Origin of the sequence: Mesorhizobium sp. M1D.F.Ca.ET.043.01.1.1 (genome assembly GCF_003952385.1) — a bacterium.
GTDB lineage: Bacteria > Pseudomonadota > Alphaproteobacteria > Rhizobiales > Rhizobiaceae > Mesorhizobium.
Genome location: NZ_CP034444.1, coordinates 6,240,267 through 6,254,516, shown reverse-complemented (window position 1 = coordinate 6,254,516; position 14,250 = coordinate 6,240,267). Strand labels below are relative to the sequence as shown.

Here is a 14,250-nt window from a genome sequence, read left to right as displayed (position 1 = left end):
AAAACCAATGTACATCGCCATGAACCGCTTCAAGGTCCAGAACGGCTCGGAGGAAGCCTTCGAAGATGTCTGGAAGAACCGCGATTCCAGCCTCTCCGACATGAAGGGCTTCAGGGAATTCCATCTGCTGCGCGGCGCGGTCAACGAGACCGAGGGCTACACGCTGTTTGCCTCGCACACCGTCTGGGCCAGCCAGGACGATTTTGTCGCCTGGACGAAGTCGGAGAATTTCCGCGCCGCCCACCGCAACGCCGGCACCTCGGAGGTGCACTATCTCGGCCACCCTCAGTTCGAGGGTTTTTCGGTCGTCGAGGGCGCCTGACTTCTAGCGCGCAAACCCAATCTCCGCCGACGGTGAGGGTGTGTTGAGATCCAGGTCGGGCCGAGCCGAGAATGGTGGTTTCCGGAAGCGAGGAAGCCGCCGTTCGCACGCCGGCATAATCTGAATATCAATACACCCTAGGCCGCTGCCAGCAGGCTGGCATTGCCGCCAGCCGCCGTCGTGTCGACGCAGACAGCGCGCTCATGCGCGTAGGCCGCCGGGTTGAGCACCTCGCTGACCAGCGGCACGATCGGCCCGGCGCGCTCGGCGATCACCCTGCGCACGATGCGCGCCGCTTCCGGCGTGCCGGAGAAGGCGACGACGTCGACCTTCAGCGCCCGCGCCTCGACCGGATCCGGACGGCCGTCGATTGCAGCAAGCGGCAGTCCCTTGCCGGTCAGCGCCGACAGCACCGCCGGCGCGCCAGGCGCCACCGCCAGCACCGCGTTGCCGGCGGCCAAAGCCTGGATCGTCTGGGAAAGCAGCGTCTCGGCGTCCGGCCCGAGGCAGAGCACCCGGCCGCGCGGCGCCAGCGACAGCGTGTTGGCTTCGCCCGTCGGGCCCGGCAGGTCGACCTGGCCGAAATCGAGGCTAGCCGCTGCCGCGATCGCAGCGGCGCCCTTGCCGCGCAGATGCTTTCTCAGGATCGCCACCCGATCCGGCCGGGTCGACCAGCCGCCCAGCGTCGGATCCGGCAGGTTGTCTGCGAGCTCGGTCGCCGTCACCTTGTGGCCTTCGCCAACTTCCGTGCCGGCCTCCGGTCCCTTGCGGAAGCGGCGCAGATAATGCGGCCCGCCGGCCTTCGGCCCGGTGCCCGACAGCCCTTCGCCACCGAAAGGCTGCGAGCCGACGACGGCGCCGATCTGGTTGCGGTTGACATAGATGTTGCCGGCATGAATGCCGTCGACGAAATGCTGCACGCGGCCCTCGATGCGGGTATGCAGGCCGAAGGTCAGGCCGTAGCCCTTGCGGTTGATGGCGGCGATCACCGCATCGATATCGTCGGCGTCGAAAGTCGCGACATGCAGCACCGGGCCGAACACCTCGCGCTCCATCTCCTCGATGCCTTTGACCCGGAAGACGTGCGGCGCGACGAAGCGTCCGTTCTTCGGCGCTTCCAGCTTGGCGATCAGCCGGCCCTCCAGCCCCTTCTTCGAGCAATAGTCGCTGATCGAGGCCTGCGCCTCTTCATCGATGACCGGGCCGACATCGGTCGAGATAAGCCAGGGATTGCCGACATTGAGGGCCTCCATCGCGCCCTTCAGCATTTCCAGCATCTTCTTCTCGACGTCCTTCTGGACATAGAGCACGCGCAGCGCCGAGCAGCGCTGGCCGGCGCTCTGGAAGGCGGAAGCGAGGATGTCGCGCACCGCCTGCTCGGGCAGCGCGGTGGAATCGACGATCATGGCGTTGAGTCCGCCGGTCTCGGCGATCAGCATGGCGTCGGGCGCCGCGGTCTCGGCCAGTTGCTTCTCGATCAGCTTGGCGACCTCGGTCGAGCCGGTGAAGCAGACACCGGCGATGCGCGGATCAGCGGTGAGCGGCGCACCGACCGACGGCCCGTCGCCCGGCAGAAGCTGGATGACATCCTCCGGCACACCGGCCTCGCGCAGCATCTCGACGGCACGGAAAGCAATCAGCGGCGTCTGTTCGGCGGGCTTCGCGATCACCGAATTGCCGGTGACCAGCGCCGCGGCGATCTGGCCGGTGAAGATCGCCAGCGGGAAATTCCAGGGCGAGATGCAGACGATCGCGCCGCGCGCTTGCGTACCCGCTTCGGCATTCGCCGCCTCGGCAGCGTAATAGCGCAGAAAGTCGACCGCCTCGCGCACCTCGGCGACGCCGTCGGCCAGCGACTTGCCGGCCTCGCGGGTGGCCAAAGCGAAGAATTCGGCCGCATTGGCCTCGTAAAGATCGGCGGCGCGGTTGAGGATCGCGGCGCGCTCGGCAACCGGGCGCTTCGCCCAGGCCGGTTGCGCATCGGCGGCGATGCGCACGGCGGTCGCGACCTGCTTGGCCGCCGCCTCATGCACCGTGCCGACAATCTCGTCGGGCTTTGCCGGATTGACGATCTGGCGCTGCTTGCCGTAGCCGGCGGCGCGCGTGATCGGCTTGGCATGCCAGCGGTCCGCTCCGGCAAACTCCGCCCTTGCCCTGTCAATGGCTGCGAGCGTCACCGGATCGGTGATGTCGAACCCCTTGGAGTTGCACCGGTTGGCGCCGAAGATCGCGGCAGGACGCGCGATCGCTGGATTGGCTGCCGGACCTTGGCTTTCCACCGTCGCCAGCGGATCGCGAGCGATCTCCTCCGGCTCGACCTCCTCGTCGGTCAGCTGGTGGACGAAGGAGGAGTTGGCGCCGTTTTCCAGGAGCCGCCGCACCAGATAGGCGAGCAGATCGGAATGGGCACCGACCGGAGCGTAGATGCGGCAGCGCGTCCGTTCAGACTTGCGCACCGTCTCGTGCAGGGATTCGCCCATTCCGTGCAGGCGCTGGAACTCGAAGGAATCGCGGTCCTTTGCCATCGACAGGATGGCGGCGACCGTATGCGCGTTATGCGTGGCGAATTGCGGATAGATGCGATCGGTCATCGACAGCAGCTTTCGCGCACAGGCGAGATAGGAGACGTCGGTGTTGGTCTTGCGGGTGAAGACCGGATAACCGGGCAACCCAAGCGTCTGCGCCCGCTTGATCTCGGTGTCCCAATAGGCGCCTTTCACCAGCCGCACCATGATGTTGCGGTCGTATTTCTTCGCAAGCGCATAGAGCCAGTCGATGACGAAGGCCGCGCGCGGGCCATAGGTCTGGACGACGACGCCAAAACCGTCCCACCCAGCGAGCTCCGGCTCGGCCAGCACGCGCTCGATGACGCCGAGCGACAGATCGAGCCGGTCTGCCTCCTCGGCATCGATGTTGAGCCCCATGCGCGAATGCCGCGCGGCGAGCGAAAGCGACAGAAGCCGCTCGGCCATCACCGGCAGCATCCTTTCCTTCTGGGCTACCTCGTAGCGCGGATGAAGCGCCGAGAGCTTGACCGAAATGCCGTGATTGTAGCGAATGTCGGGTCCGTTCGAGCCGGAATCCAGCGCCGAAATCGCATCCGCATAGGCCCGGTGGTAGCGCAGCGCATCGGCTTCGGTGCGAGCCGCCTCGCCCAGCATGTCGAAGGAATAAAGATAGCCTTTCTGCGTCATCGGCCGGCCGCGCTTTACCGCCTCGGCAATGGTGCGGCCGAGCACGAACTGCTCGCCCATTTCGCGCATCGCCGCCGCCACCGCCTTGCGGATGACCGGCTCGCCGAGCCGTCTCACCATGGCGCGCAGCGTGCCTTCGATGCCGCCCTCGCCTTCGTCGAGCACGCGGCCGGTCAGCATCAGCGCCCAGGTCGAGGCGTTGACGAAGATTGAGCTCGAGCTGCCCGAATGCGCCGACCAGTCATGCGGCGCGATCTTGTCGGCGATGAGATCGTCCATCGTCTCGGCATCGGGCACGCGCAACAGCGCCTCGGCCAGACACATGAGCGCCACGCCCTCCTTGGTCGAAAGGCCATAGGCCGAGAGAAAGACCTCCATCAGCCGAGGGTCGGTCGAACCGCGCACCGCGCGCACCAGATCGGCGGCGCGGGCCGAAATCGCCTTGCGCTCCTCTGCCGAAAGCCCGGCCGCCGCGGAGAGGCGCTTCACGGCCTCGTCTTCGTCGGGCAGGTAATTGGCGCGGATCTGCTGGCGGATGGCATCGAGCGGCATGTCGGGTCCATGAAAGCAAGCGTTGGGGAGCGGTCTGGCGGTCACCGGACCGATTGGCGCAAGCTAGCACAGCTGCGAATTTCAGTCGGTCCAAAGAAATCGACAAGATAGTCCGAACGATCTATCATATAGGCCAAACCCTCGTCATTTCGACCGCCATTTCGATGACTGAAGACCAATTGGACCGCATCGACCGCAACATCCTGTCCGCGCTCGGGCGTGACGGCAGGCTTTCCATGTCCGAGCTGGCTTTGAAGGTCGGCCTGTCGAAGACGCCGGTGCAGGCGCGCGTGAAGCGGCTGGAGAAGGACGGCTATATAAGGGGCTATCGCGCCATCATCGACCGCGAACGCATGGGCGAAGGCCATGTCGCCTTCGTGCAGGTGAAGCTTTCCGACACGCGCTCTGCCGCGCTCGACGCCTTCAACCGCGCTGTGCAAGGCGTGCCGGAGATCGAGCAATGCCACATGATGGCGTCGAGCTTCGACTATCTCCTGAAAGTCCGCACCACCGACATTGCCGCCTATCGCCGCGTGCTCGGCGAGCGCATCTCCGCCCTCCCCCACGTGGCGCAGACGTCTACCTTCGTGGCGATGGAAACGGTCAAGGATCGCTAGTTACTCGGCCAGTGTCTTGAGAAACGCCACCAGCGCCGACCGCTCGCGGTCCGACAGATTGAGCGGGTGGACTTCCGAAACGCCTTCGTCGCTGGGCGCTGCCTTCGAATAATGCGCCACCACTTCATCGAGAGAGGAAAACTGCCCCGCATGCATGTAGGGTGCACGCGAGGCAGCTCCGCGCAGCGAGGGCGTCTTGTAGGCGCGCACAAGCTGCTCGCCATCCTTCACCATGAAGCGCAACTCACGGCAGGCGCCGGCGTCGCCGTCGCGGAACTTGCCGAAGCAGTTGAACGGATCGGCCTCGACTTGAGCCACCGCATCGACCCGGCCACGGTCCGGCGGCAGGTCCTTCACTGGCGGCACGCCGGTGTTGTGGAAAGAATTGTCGGTAAAGCGTGGCCCGTTGTGGCAGGTCACGCAATTGGCTTTACCGATGAACAGCTTCAGCCCAAGGATCTCTTCCGGCGAGAACGCCGCGTCACTCTCAGGCTTGGCGCCGGTCGCAAGATCGATGGCGAAGCGGTCGAAGCGCGTCTGCGGCGGATCGATCGACTGCTCGAAGGCGGCGATCGCCTTGCCGATATTGGCGAAGACTCGGTTGACGTCCTCTTGCTCGCTGGCCGGCATGGCGTTCCACGCCGCCTTCTCGGCCTCTGTGCCGAGCGGGCTGGCATCGGCTGGAACGGCGGAGAGATCGGGCAGTGGTCCGAAGATGCGCTCGTAGCGCTCGCCGAACCGGTTCTTGATGTAGTGCGCGAAGGCGGCGCGATTGCCGGCCTGCTCCAGCGGATTTTCGAGCGGCGTCAGCGCCTGCGCCCAAAGGCTGTCGCGGCGACCGTCCCAGAAGAACCACGGATCGCGCGCCACGCCGGCCAGCGGCATGGTGCGCCGGTTGGTGCGGCCGACGCCGACGGCCTGCGGCAGGTCGTCCTGGAACTGACGGTCGATCTTGTGGCAGGTCGAGCAGGAAACCGTGCCATCGCGGCTCATGCCGACATCGAAGAACAGCGTCGATCCGAGCGCCGCCGCGGCCGGCAAGTCGGCATACCGGTTCGTGGTGTCGGCTTTGAGCGCCGGCAGCGTGTTCAGCGCCAGCGAGGCGATTGTCTTCTTCTCGGCGTCGCTGAACTCGGGCTTGCCGCAGCCGCTAAGCAAGCTGAGCGCGACCAGAACCGCGATGCTTGCGACACGGGCGAGACGCCTCATCGCCCGCTCACAACACGATGTTGAAGACGACGGAATCGGAACCCGCCGCCGCCGAGATGGCGAAGCGCAGCTGCCACCAGCCGCTCATGGTGAATTTCACGCCGTCTATCCTGTAGCGCCCCTCGCCCAGATAGTCGGTCGCCTGCGGGCTGGTCGGCAGGCCGTGATTGTGCTGCGGCATGCCGCCGGAAACTGTGATCGCGGCACCCTCCACCGGCGCGCCCGCGGCGGTTTTCAGCGTCAGCAGCCAGGACTGCAGCTCGCCGTGCCGGACGACGCCGCGCTCCGGCTCGAAGCTCGCCACAAACAGGCCGCTCGCCGTCTTCTTGGAACGCGACGTGTCGGGTCCCGGCGCCGACTGCGGCGCCGTCAGATAGACGACCGCCAGGATGCCGACCAAAAGGGCGGTCAGACCGAGGCCCGTAAGAATGTAACGCCATATCGATGCCAAACCGGTTCCTCTTCGGCTGATAACGTCACGGGCGGCTTGCCGCATCCCGCCCCGCCTGTGGGAAATCGCTTCTGGCGCAAAATTCGGCCCTAGCCAAGCATGGCGCTGCCGGCCGCAAAAAGCTACAGCAACAAACTCTTAGGAGGAAATCACCGCATGGCTGCCAACGGTATCGCCTCGATCGGCGAATGCATGCTCGAACTGTCGAGCCAGACAGGGCCGAACTGGCGCATGGGCTTTGCCGGCGACACCTTCAACACGCTGTGGGCATTGCATGCGCTGAGCCCGAACCGGCCGGCGACCTATGTCTCGGCCTTCGGCGACGATCCGTTCTCGCGCGATCAGATCGACTTCTTCGCCCAGAACGGCGTCGGCATCGGCAACAGCCCGGTCATTGCCGGCGCCAGGCCCGGGCTTTACGCCATCACGCTCACCGGAGCCGAGCGCGCCTTCACCTACTGGCGAAGCGACGCGGCGGCCCGCCAGCTCGCCTCCGATCCGGCCGCGCTGGCGAAAAGCCTTGAAAACCAGGCGCTTGTGTACTTTTCCGGTATCACCCTGGCAATTCTGGATGAGGCCGCGCGCAAGACCCTGCTTGCGACCGTTGCGGCGGCCCGCTCGGCCGGCTCGCTTGTCGCTTTCGATCCAAACTACCGCCCCAGGCTTTGGCGGAGCCGCGAGGCCGCGCAGGCAGCGATCCTGGAAGCGCTCGCGGTCGCCGACATCGCGCTGCCAACGTTTCCCGACGAGCAGATGCTGTTCGGCGACGAGGCGCCGCAGGCGACCGCAACGCGGCTCGGCCAGCTGGTCGGTGAGGTCGTCGTCAAGAACGGCGAGCAGCCGGCATTGATTGTTGCGAACGGCGCCTCGGAAACAGTCGACGCCGTGCATGTCGCCGCGCCCGTCGATACCACCGGCGCCGGTGATTCCTTCAACGGCGGCTATCTCGCCGCCCGGCTCGCCGGCCATGCGCCTGCCGATGCCGCTCGGCGCGCGCATCGCGTGGCCGCCGCCGTCGTGCAGGTGCGCGGCGCCTTGGCTCCGTTCGAGACGCTTAGAGCTGCTTTCGACGGCTAAGTCAGGGGAGCCGGAACCGGTATTCCGTAACCTGATGATAGATTTGCCCAGGCCACAGCGTGGCTTGCGGGAAATAAGGCCGGTTCGGCGCGTCCGGCCAGGCCTGCGCTTCGAGGCAAAAGCCGGAGAACGGCTTGTAATGCCGGCCATCCAGCCCGGGCGAAGACGGCGCGACATACTGGCCGATATAGAGCTGCAGGCCGGGTTCGGTGGTCCAGATTTCCATCTCGACGCCCGAATTGGCCCCTTGCACCCAGGCGGCCTGGTGAAGCGGTCCGCGGCTGGAGGCGAGGCAGAAATTCACGTCGTAGGGGAGTTGCTCGCCTTCCGTCTCCATGCGCAGCGGCCGCGCCTGACGGAAATCATAGGGCGTGCCGTCGACCGGCTTCACCGCCCCGGTCGGGATCATCTCGCCATCGACCGGTGTGTAGGCGCCTGCGTTGAGCATAAGCCGGTGGTCGAGGATGTCGCCCGCGCCGCCGTCCTCAAGGTTGAAGTAGGAGTGCTGCGCCAGGTTGCAGAGTGTCGGCTCCTCGCAGGTCGCGGTCAATTCCATGCTGAGCGTGCCGGGGATCTTCAGCCGGTAGGTGCAGGTGACGTCCAGCGCCCCTGGAAAGCCCATCGTGCCGTCCGGATCGTGCAGCGTCAGCGTCACGAAATCGCGTCCGTGCAGCGAAACGGTCCATGGCCGGTGGAAATAGCCTTCCGAGCCGCCGTGCAGCGTGTGCTTGTCGAGGAAGTTGCGCTCCGTCTGGTAGCGCTTGCCGGCGATGGTGAAACGGCCGTCGCGAATGCGGTTGGCGAAGCGGCCGACGACGGTGCCGAAATAGGCGCGATCGGTCTCATAGGGCTCGAACCGGTCGTAGCCCAGCACCAGCGGCGCGTCGTGGCCGGTGAGCCTGAGATCCTGGACGATCGCGCCGAGCCCGATGATGTTGGCGGTCAGCCCACCGCCGCGGATGGTGAAACGGCGAACCGGCTCGCCCGCCTGTGTGGTGCCGAAGACCTCGCCGTCCTTCATCGTTGTGCCCGAAACGTCAGTTGATCAATGGACTTCGGCCGGCTGTCCCAACTCCGGCAAGGGCAGGCTAAACGCCTGCCCTGCTCCCATGGATGGTGGTCAGAGGCCGAGGCCGCCGATGCAGACATATTTGGTGTCGAGATAGTCCTCGATGCCCTGATGTCCTCCTTCCTTGCCGAGGCCGGATTCCTTGACGCCGCCGAACGGCGCCTCGGGCGTGGTGATCAGGCCTTCATTGACGCCGACCATGCCGTATTTCAGCCCTTCCATGACGCGGAAGGCGCGGCCGAGATCGCCGGTGTAGAAATAGCAGGCAAGGCCGAATTCGGTGTCGTTGGCGAGCGCGATCGCCTCTTCCTCGGTGTCGAACTTGAACACCGGAGCGACCGGGCCGAAGATCTCCTCCTTCATGAAGCGCATCTTCGGCGTCGCATCGGCGATCACCGTCGGCTGGAAGAACGAGCCGCCGAGCGCGTGGCGCTTGCCGCCGGCCACAACCTTGCCGCCCTTCGACGTCGCGTCGGCGATCAGCTCCTCAACCTTCTCGACCGCCTTGTCGTCGATCAGCGGTCCCTGCTGCACGCCCTCTTCGAGGCCGGACCCGACCTTCAGATTGTTGCTGGCGACGACCAGCTTGTCGACGAACTTGTCATAGACGCCGGCCTGCACGAGGAAGCGGTTGGTGCAGACGCAGGTCTGGCCCGAATTTCGGTACTTGGCGGTGATGGCGCCGGCCACGGCGCGGTCGATGTCGGCGTCGTCGAAGACGATGAACGGCGCATTGCCGCCGAGTTCCATCGACACTTTCTTGACCGTCACCGACGACTTCTGGATGAGAAGTTTGCCGATTTCGGTCGAGCCGGTGAAGGTGATCTTCTTGACTAGCGGGTTGGCGCAGATCTCGTCGCCGATCTCGGCGGCCGAACCGGTCAGGATGTTGATGACGCCCTTGGGGAAGCCGACTTCCTCGGCAAGCGCGCCCCAGGCGAGGCCCGAATAAGGCGTCTGCGAGGCTGGCTTGACCACGGCGGTGCAGCCGGCGGCCAGCGCCGGCCCGAGCTTGCGGGCGAGCATCGAGGACGGGAAATTCCACGGCGTGATGGCGGCGATGACGCCGACGGGCTCCTTGGTCACCAGGATGCGGCGGTCGCCCCAGGGCGACGGCACGATGTCGCCATAAGTCCGGCGGCCCTCCTCGGCGAACCAAAGGATGTAGGCGGCGGCCGAGCCGATCTCGCCCTTCGATTCAAACAGCGACTTGCCCTGCTCGATGGTCAACAGCTCGGCGAGCACGTCCTGATTGTCCATCATGGCGTCGTGCAGCTTGCGCAAGAGCTTCGAGCGCTCGAGCGCGGTGGTCTTGCGCCAGCTCTTGAATGCTTCCTCTGCGGCCTCGATGGCGCGGCGCGTCTCGGCCTTGCCGGCCTTCGGCACGGTGCCGATCTTCAAGCCCGTGGCGGGGTTGTTGACGTCGACCGTCTGGCCGCTGTCGGCCTGCACCCACTCGCCGTTGATGAGATTGGCCTGGCGCATGAAATGACTGGTTTTCTGAAGCATGGTCTGGCCTCCGTTCGGCGCGCTGATCGGCCGTTTTTCTGGATATTCGATGGGCGTGCAAGGCCGCACGCTGGCGCATTGCTCTTACCTAGGGAAAGCCCGGCAAGCAATCACAAGATGGCATATAGGGGTTAGGCCAGCAAAGGCGAGCAGCAAGTCACCGGAAGGGTGTGCCGAGGTTCAGGTCAGGCCCGCATTACCTGAACACCGCCATACCTAGCCAAATACGTGCAGGACCACCGTCAGCCAGAACGACGTGGTCAGCACCGCGCTTGCCGTGGCGATCGTCATCTGGTTCGACGCCAGCGCCTGGCCGGTGTTGAACTGGACGGCGATGAGATAGGAGTTGATGCCGGAAGGCAGCGCCGCCGCCACCACGGCCACCTTTGCCGTCAGCGGCGGCAGGCCGAGCAACCAGACGAGAAGAAGGACAAGCGCCGGCATCAGGAAGAGCTTGAGCACCGAGAGCGCCAGAGCCGGCCGGACGTTGCCGGAAATGCCGAAGCGGCACAGGCTGAGGCCCATCGCAAACAGCGCCACCGGTCCCGCCGTAGCGGCGAGGGCGTCGACCAGTCGCCCGATCAGCGCCGGCAGCGGCGCGCCGGTCAAGCGCCAGGCAAGCCCCGCCAGGATGCCGACGATCAGCGGATTGAAGAACAGCCGCCTCAGAAAATTCCGGATGACGCGCAGCGGGTGCACCGGTTCGCCGCCGCCACGGCCGAACATCTCGAACAGCACGATCGAGGCCATCATCATCACCGGCAGGTGGATGGAGACGAGCAGCGACAGGACCTCGAAGCCGCTCGGGCCGAAAACGCCGAGGATGAAAGGCGCCCCGAGCAGCACGACATTGGAATAGGCCGAGGAAACGCCGCCGACGATTCCGGCGCGGGCATCCCGGCCGAAGATGCGCGTCGTCACCAGATGGCCGGCGGCCCAGGTGACGGCGACCGCCGCGAAATAGGCGCCCCACAGCGACCACGGCGCCACGCCGTGGAAATCGGACTTCACCATGGTCTGGAAGAGCAGCAGCGGCATCGCCACGTTGACGGCGAATTCGGATATGCCCTCTCCGCTTGCCGGCTTCAGATAGCCGGTGAACCCGGCGAGATAGCCGAGCGCGACGAGACTGAAGACGAAGAGGACGGTTGCAACAAGCGGGGACATCTTTCCCGTGATAGGCGAGCCCCGACCGCGGTGCAATCGACCAGCCTAACCGCTCACCGACCATCCGACGGGTCCTCCGCTTGTTTTTCACCCAGCTTTGCGGTCCCTATATGCCTCTTGGCCCCGGCCTCCCCGGCCGCCACAAGGACTTCTCATGCTGCGACTCGCCCTGGCGCTTTTCCTGCTTGCCGTTCCGACCCTCGCCCACGCGACCGACGCGGGCTGGGCGCTGTTGCGCGACGGCGCCCATATCGTGCTGCTTCGCCACGCCTTCGTCACCGGAACCACCGACCCGGCGAATTTCGACATCGGCAATTGTGCCACTCAGCTCAACCTGTCGGAGCGCGGCAAGCAGCAGTCAAGTCGCATCGGCGCCCTCTTCGCGGCGCGCGCGGCGCCCATCGAGCGGGTCCTCTCCAGCCGCTACTGCCGCTGCCTCGACACCGCCCGCATCGCCTTCGAGGCGGAACCGGAACCCTTCGCGCCGCTCGACCTCCTGAAGGCCGATCCCGCCGGGAAGGCCGCACAGCTTGAGGCGACGCTGAAGGAAATCCGCGGCTATTCCGGTTCCGACAATCTGGTGCTGGTCACCCATCTGGAGAACATCGTGGCGCTGACCGGCGTCGCGCCGCGCGAAGGCGAAGCGGTGGTGGTCGAGCCGCAGGGCGACGGCCTAAGGGTGCTTGGCCGCGTCACTTTCTGACAGCCGCGAGCCTGATACAGGCGATGGTTGCAACTGTTGCAGAAATGCCACTGCCGAAAGAAGCCCCAAATCCGCCGCGACAATGCCGCTTGCGACAACCCGTCGCAGGGTCTATAGGCGCGCTCCCGGTCACGAAAACCGAAGCGAGCACAACGGTTGGAGCTTTCGTCTCCGCCCGCGCAGCCGGCTTTGCCGAGCTGTGTGCGGCGCCGTTTCGGGGATTGGGATCGCGGATGTAGCTCAGCGGAAGAGCGCCGGATTTGGATCCGGAGGTCGCAGGTTCGACTCCTGCTGTCTGCACCACGGATAGCTCAGTTGGGTAGAGCATCAGACTCATAATCTGACGGTCGAAGGTTCGAATCCTTCTCCATTGGCCTTCCAAGCCAAGCCACCCTGTCACGGTGTTATCTGGAAAATCGGTCCGGGGACCGGAATGCGAAGGCTTCAAAGGACGGCACGGCTTCGGCCCCACCGGCCCGCGATGTCCTGCGCCATCGCCTCGCGGCCAGGCCCGCGGTGACGATCAAGGCGCGACAGTGCCGGCAACGGAGCCTTCGGGCTCCAGCGCCCGCTTTGCCGCCCCGCGATCCGCTCCCGAAGGCCCGCTACGGATTGATGCCACCGGTCTCCGGATCATTCGTGCCCGGAACTGTGAACAGACGATGTGAAACGAGAAACGAAAGGACGATCGACGCATGACGTGACGCCTCGCATGGGGCCATGCCCGACGGGAGTAAAGACAATGAAGACGATTCTCGAAAAGCTTCTTGGACGCCAGCGCGTCCTCGTGAAGGAAAATGAGCGTGCCGTCGCCCTCTACAAGGGCGAGATCCAGGCTGTCCTGATGCCGGGCGAGCATTGGCTCGCCAACCGGCGCGGCAACCTGGAAATCTCCAGGCACGACCTGAAGAACCCGGAATTCGTTTCGGCATACGAGAAGGCATTGTTCGACAAGCTCCCGGATGTAGCCGCGCGTCACTTCACCGTCGTCCGCACCGGGCGCACCGACATTGCCGTCATCGAGCGCGATGGCGCCCTCCATGCCGTTCTCATTCCGGACCGCAAGCTCGTGCTGTGGACGGATGCCGGCCCCTGGAAGGTGACGTCTGTCGACACGGCGGCCGATCTCGCCGTCGATCCGGCCTTGATGCGCCGGATCGGCCAGGCCCGGAAGACGGAACACATGTTCCTGCATTCGGTCGTGGACGGCCAGGTCGGGCTGCTCTTCGTGGACGGCGTCTACGCCCGCACCCTTGCCGCGGGCGTGCATGCCTTCTGGAATGTCGGACGTATGGTCCAGGTGAAGGTCGTCGACCTCAAGCGCCAGTCGCTTGATGTCGCCGGGCAGGAAATGTTGACCAGGGATCGCGTGACCATCCGCGTCAACATCGCGGCCGAATACCGGGTCGTCGATCCGGTGACGGCGGTGAGCACGGTGAAGGACTTCGCGGAAGCCCTTTACCGCGCCCTGCAGTACGCCTTCCGCAAGACGCTTGGCGCGCTCACGCTCGACCAGATCCTCGACAAGAAGGTCACCGTCGACGAGGAGGCGGCCGCCAAGGTGCGTGCTGACATGGCCGCGATCGGCCTCGAGGTCAGCGATATCGCGCTCAAGGATGTCATCCTGCCGGGCGAGATGCGCGAGATCCTCAACCAGGTGGTTTCGGCCGAGAAGCAGGCCGAGGCCAACGTCATCCGCCGCCGCGAGGAGACGAACGCCACGCGTTCGCTGCTCAACACGGCCAAGGTGATGGCCGAGAACCCGGTGATGCTGCGGCTGAAGGAGCTCGAGGCTCTCGAAGCCATCGCCGGCAAGGTCGAGCGGCTCACTGTCCATAACGGTACGGGCGGGCTGCTGAACGACCTGGTCAAGCTCCGCGAGAGCTGAGCTGACTTAAGGTTAACGGGAAGGGCCGCCGGGCCGACCGGCGGCCCTTCTTGCGTTTCACGCGGCCTCTACCCATTTGCGCCCGGCGCAACAGGCCTTTTCCTGCCGGGAAAAACCGATTAGACAGCGCCCAAACAAGATGCGGACAGATTCCGCCCGCAACCCGAAGGAAGAGCCCTTGTCCACCACGTTCGAGAAAGTCGCCAAGATCATTGCCGACACCAGCGAGATCGATATCGACACCATCACGCCCGAAAGCCACACCATCGACGATCTCGGCATCGACAGCCTCGATTTCCTCGATATCGTCTTTGCCATCGACAAGGAATTCGGCATCAAGGTGCCGCTGGAGAAGTGGACGCAGGAGGTCAATGACGGCAAGGCCTCGACCGACGACTACTTCGTCATGAAGAACCTGTGCGCCAAGATCGACGCGCTGGTCGCGGCCAAGGCCGCCTGACGAGCGCGATCTTGACCAGCCTCCAGCTCGAC

General features: G+C 65.2%; 12 protein-coding genes and 2 tRNA genes. 8 read left to right on the top strand and 6 right to left on the bottom strand.

Annotation, left to right across the window (positions count from 1 at the left end; translation table 11 throughout):
* Window positions 1–7: 7 nt before the first annotated feature.
* On the top strand, window positions 8–322 hold the full coding sequence (locus EJ067_RS29925) for an antibiotic biosynthesis monooxygenase (RefSeq protein WP_126088731.1): 315 nt from the start codon (window positions 8–10) through the stop codon (window positions 320–322).
* Between the two features lie 137 nt (window positions 323–459).
* Here EJ067_RS29925 and putA read toward each other — a convergent pair whose 3' ends face one another.
* Window positions 460–4,068, bottom strand: a complete 3,609-nt coding sequence (gene putA / locus EJ067_RS29920; protein ID WP_126088730.1) for a bifunctional proline dehydrogenase/L-glutamate gamma-semialdehyde dehydrogenase PutA — start codon at window positions 4,066–4,068, stop codon at window positions 460–462.
* Window positions 4,069–4,232: 164 nt separating this feature from the next.
* Here putA and EJ067_RS29915 point away from each other — a divergent pair, with 164 nt between their 5' ends.
* Window positions 4,233–4,685 carry an Lrp/AsnC ligand binding domain-containing protein gene (locus tag EJ067_RS29915; protein WP_126088729.1) on the top strand — a complete coding sequence of 151 codons (453 nt, stop codon included), beginning with the start codon at window positions 4,233–4,235 and terminating at the stop codon, window positions 4,683–4,685.
* Here the strand turns inward: EJ067_RS29915 and EJ067_RS29910 are convergent, their stop codons facing one another.
* Together EJ067_RS29910 and EJ067_RS29905 are read right to left on the bottom strand one after the other, a co-directional pair.
* Window positions 4,686–5,894: a cytochrome c peroxidase gene (locus EJ067_RS29910; protein ID WP_126088728.1), complete on the bottom strand. Its 1,209-nt coding sequence runs from the start codon at window positions 5,892–5,894 to the stop codon at window positions 4,686–4,688.
* A gap of 7 nt (window positions 5,895–5,901) precedes the next feature.
* A complete protein-coding gene (locus EJ067_RS29905) occupies window positions 5,902–6,345 on the bottom strand; it encodes a FixH family protein (RefSeq protein WP_126088727.1) in 444 nt (147 codons plus the stop codon).
* A 156-nt stretch (window positions 6,346–6,501) separates the two neighbouring features.
* On the opposite strand from EJ067_RS29905, the gene EJ067_RS29900 reads away from it, so the two are divergent.
* Window positions 6,502–7,422: a sugar kinase gene (locus tag EJ067_RS29900; protein WP_126088726.1), complete on the top strand. Its 921-nt coding sequence runs from the start codon at window positions 6,502–6,504 to the stop codon at window positions 7,420–7,422.
* A 1-nt stretch (window position 7,423) separates the two neighbouring features.
* On the opposite strand, the gene EJ067_RS29895 is transcribed toward EJ067_RS29900, so the two are convergent.
* From EJ067_RS29895 to EJ067_RS29885, 3 genes are all read right to left on the bottom strand, one after another.
* Complete coding sequence (locus EJ067_RS29895; protein WP_126088725.1) at window positions 7,424–8,443, bottom strand: aldose epimerase family protein; 1,020 nt, start codon at window positions 8,441–8,443, stop codon at window positions 7,424–7,426.
* Between the two features lie 99 nt (window positions 8,444–8,542).
* Window positions 8,543–10,000: an NAD-dependent succinate-semialdehyde dehydrogenase gene (locus EJ067_RS29890; protein ID WP_126088724.1), complete on the bottom strand. Its 1,458-nt coding sequence runs from the start codon at window positions 9,998–10,000 to the stop codon at window positions 8,543–8,545.
* A 216-nt stretch (window positions 10,001–10,216) separates the two neighbouring features.
* Window positions 10,217–11,167: an AEC family transporter gene (locus tag EJ067_RS29885; protein ID WP_126088723.1), complete on the bottom strand. Its 951-nt coding sequence runs from the start codon at window positions 11,165–11,167 to the stop codon at window positions 10,217–10,219.
* 154 nt (window positions 11,168–11,321) lie between these two features.
* Here EJ067_RS29885 and EJ067_RS29880 point away from each other — a divergent pair, with 154 nt between their 5' ends.
* The 5 genes from EJ067_RS29880 (at window position 11,322) to EJ067_RS29860 (ending at window position 14,218) form a co-directional block, all read left to right on the top strand.
* Entirely contained in the window at window positions 11,322–11,870 is a 549-nt protein-coding gene (locus tag EJ067_RS29880) for a histidine phosphatase family protein (RefSeq protein WP_126088722.1), read from the top strand.
* Window positions 11,871–12,099: 229 nt separating this feature from the next.
* Window positions 12,100–12,173 (top strand) — tRNA-OTHER (locus EJ067_RS29875).
* A gap of 1 nt (window position 12,174) precedes the next feature.
* A tRNA-Ile gene (locus EJ067_RS29870) sits at window positions 12,175–12,251 on the top strand.
* 361 nt (window positions 12,252–12,612) lie between these two features.
* Entirely contained in the window at window positions 12,613–13,758 is a 1,146-nt protein-coding gene (locus EJ067_RS29865) for a slipin family protein (protein ID WP_126088721.1), read from the top strand.
* 178 nt (window positions 13,759–13,936) lie between these two features.
* Window positions 13,937–14,218, top strand: a complete 282-nt coding sequence (locus EJ067_RS29860) for an acyl carrier protein (RefSeq protein WP_027167184.1) — start codon at window positions 13,937–13,939, stop codon at window positions 14,216–14,218.
* Window positions 14,219–14,250 lie beyond the last annotated feature (32 nt).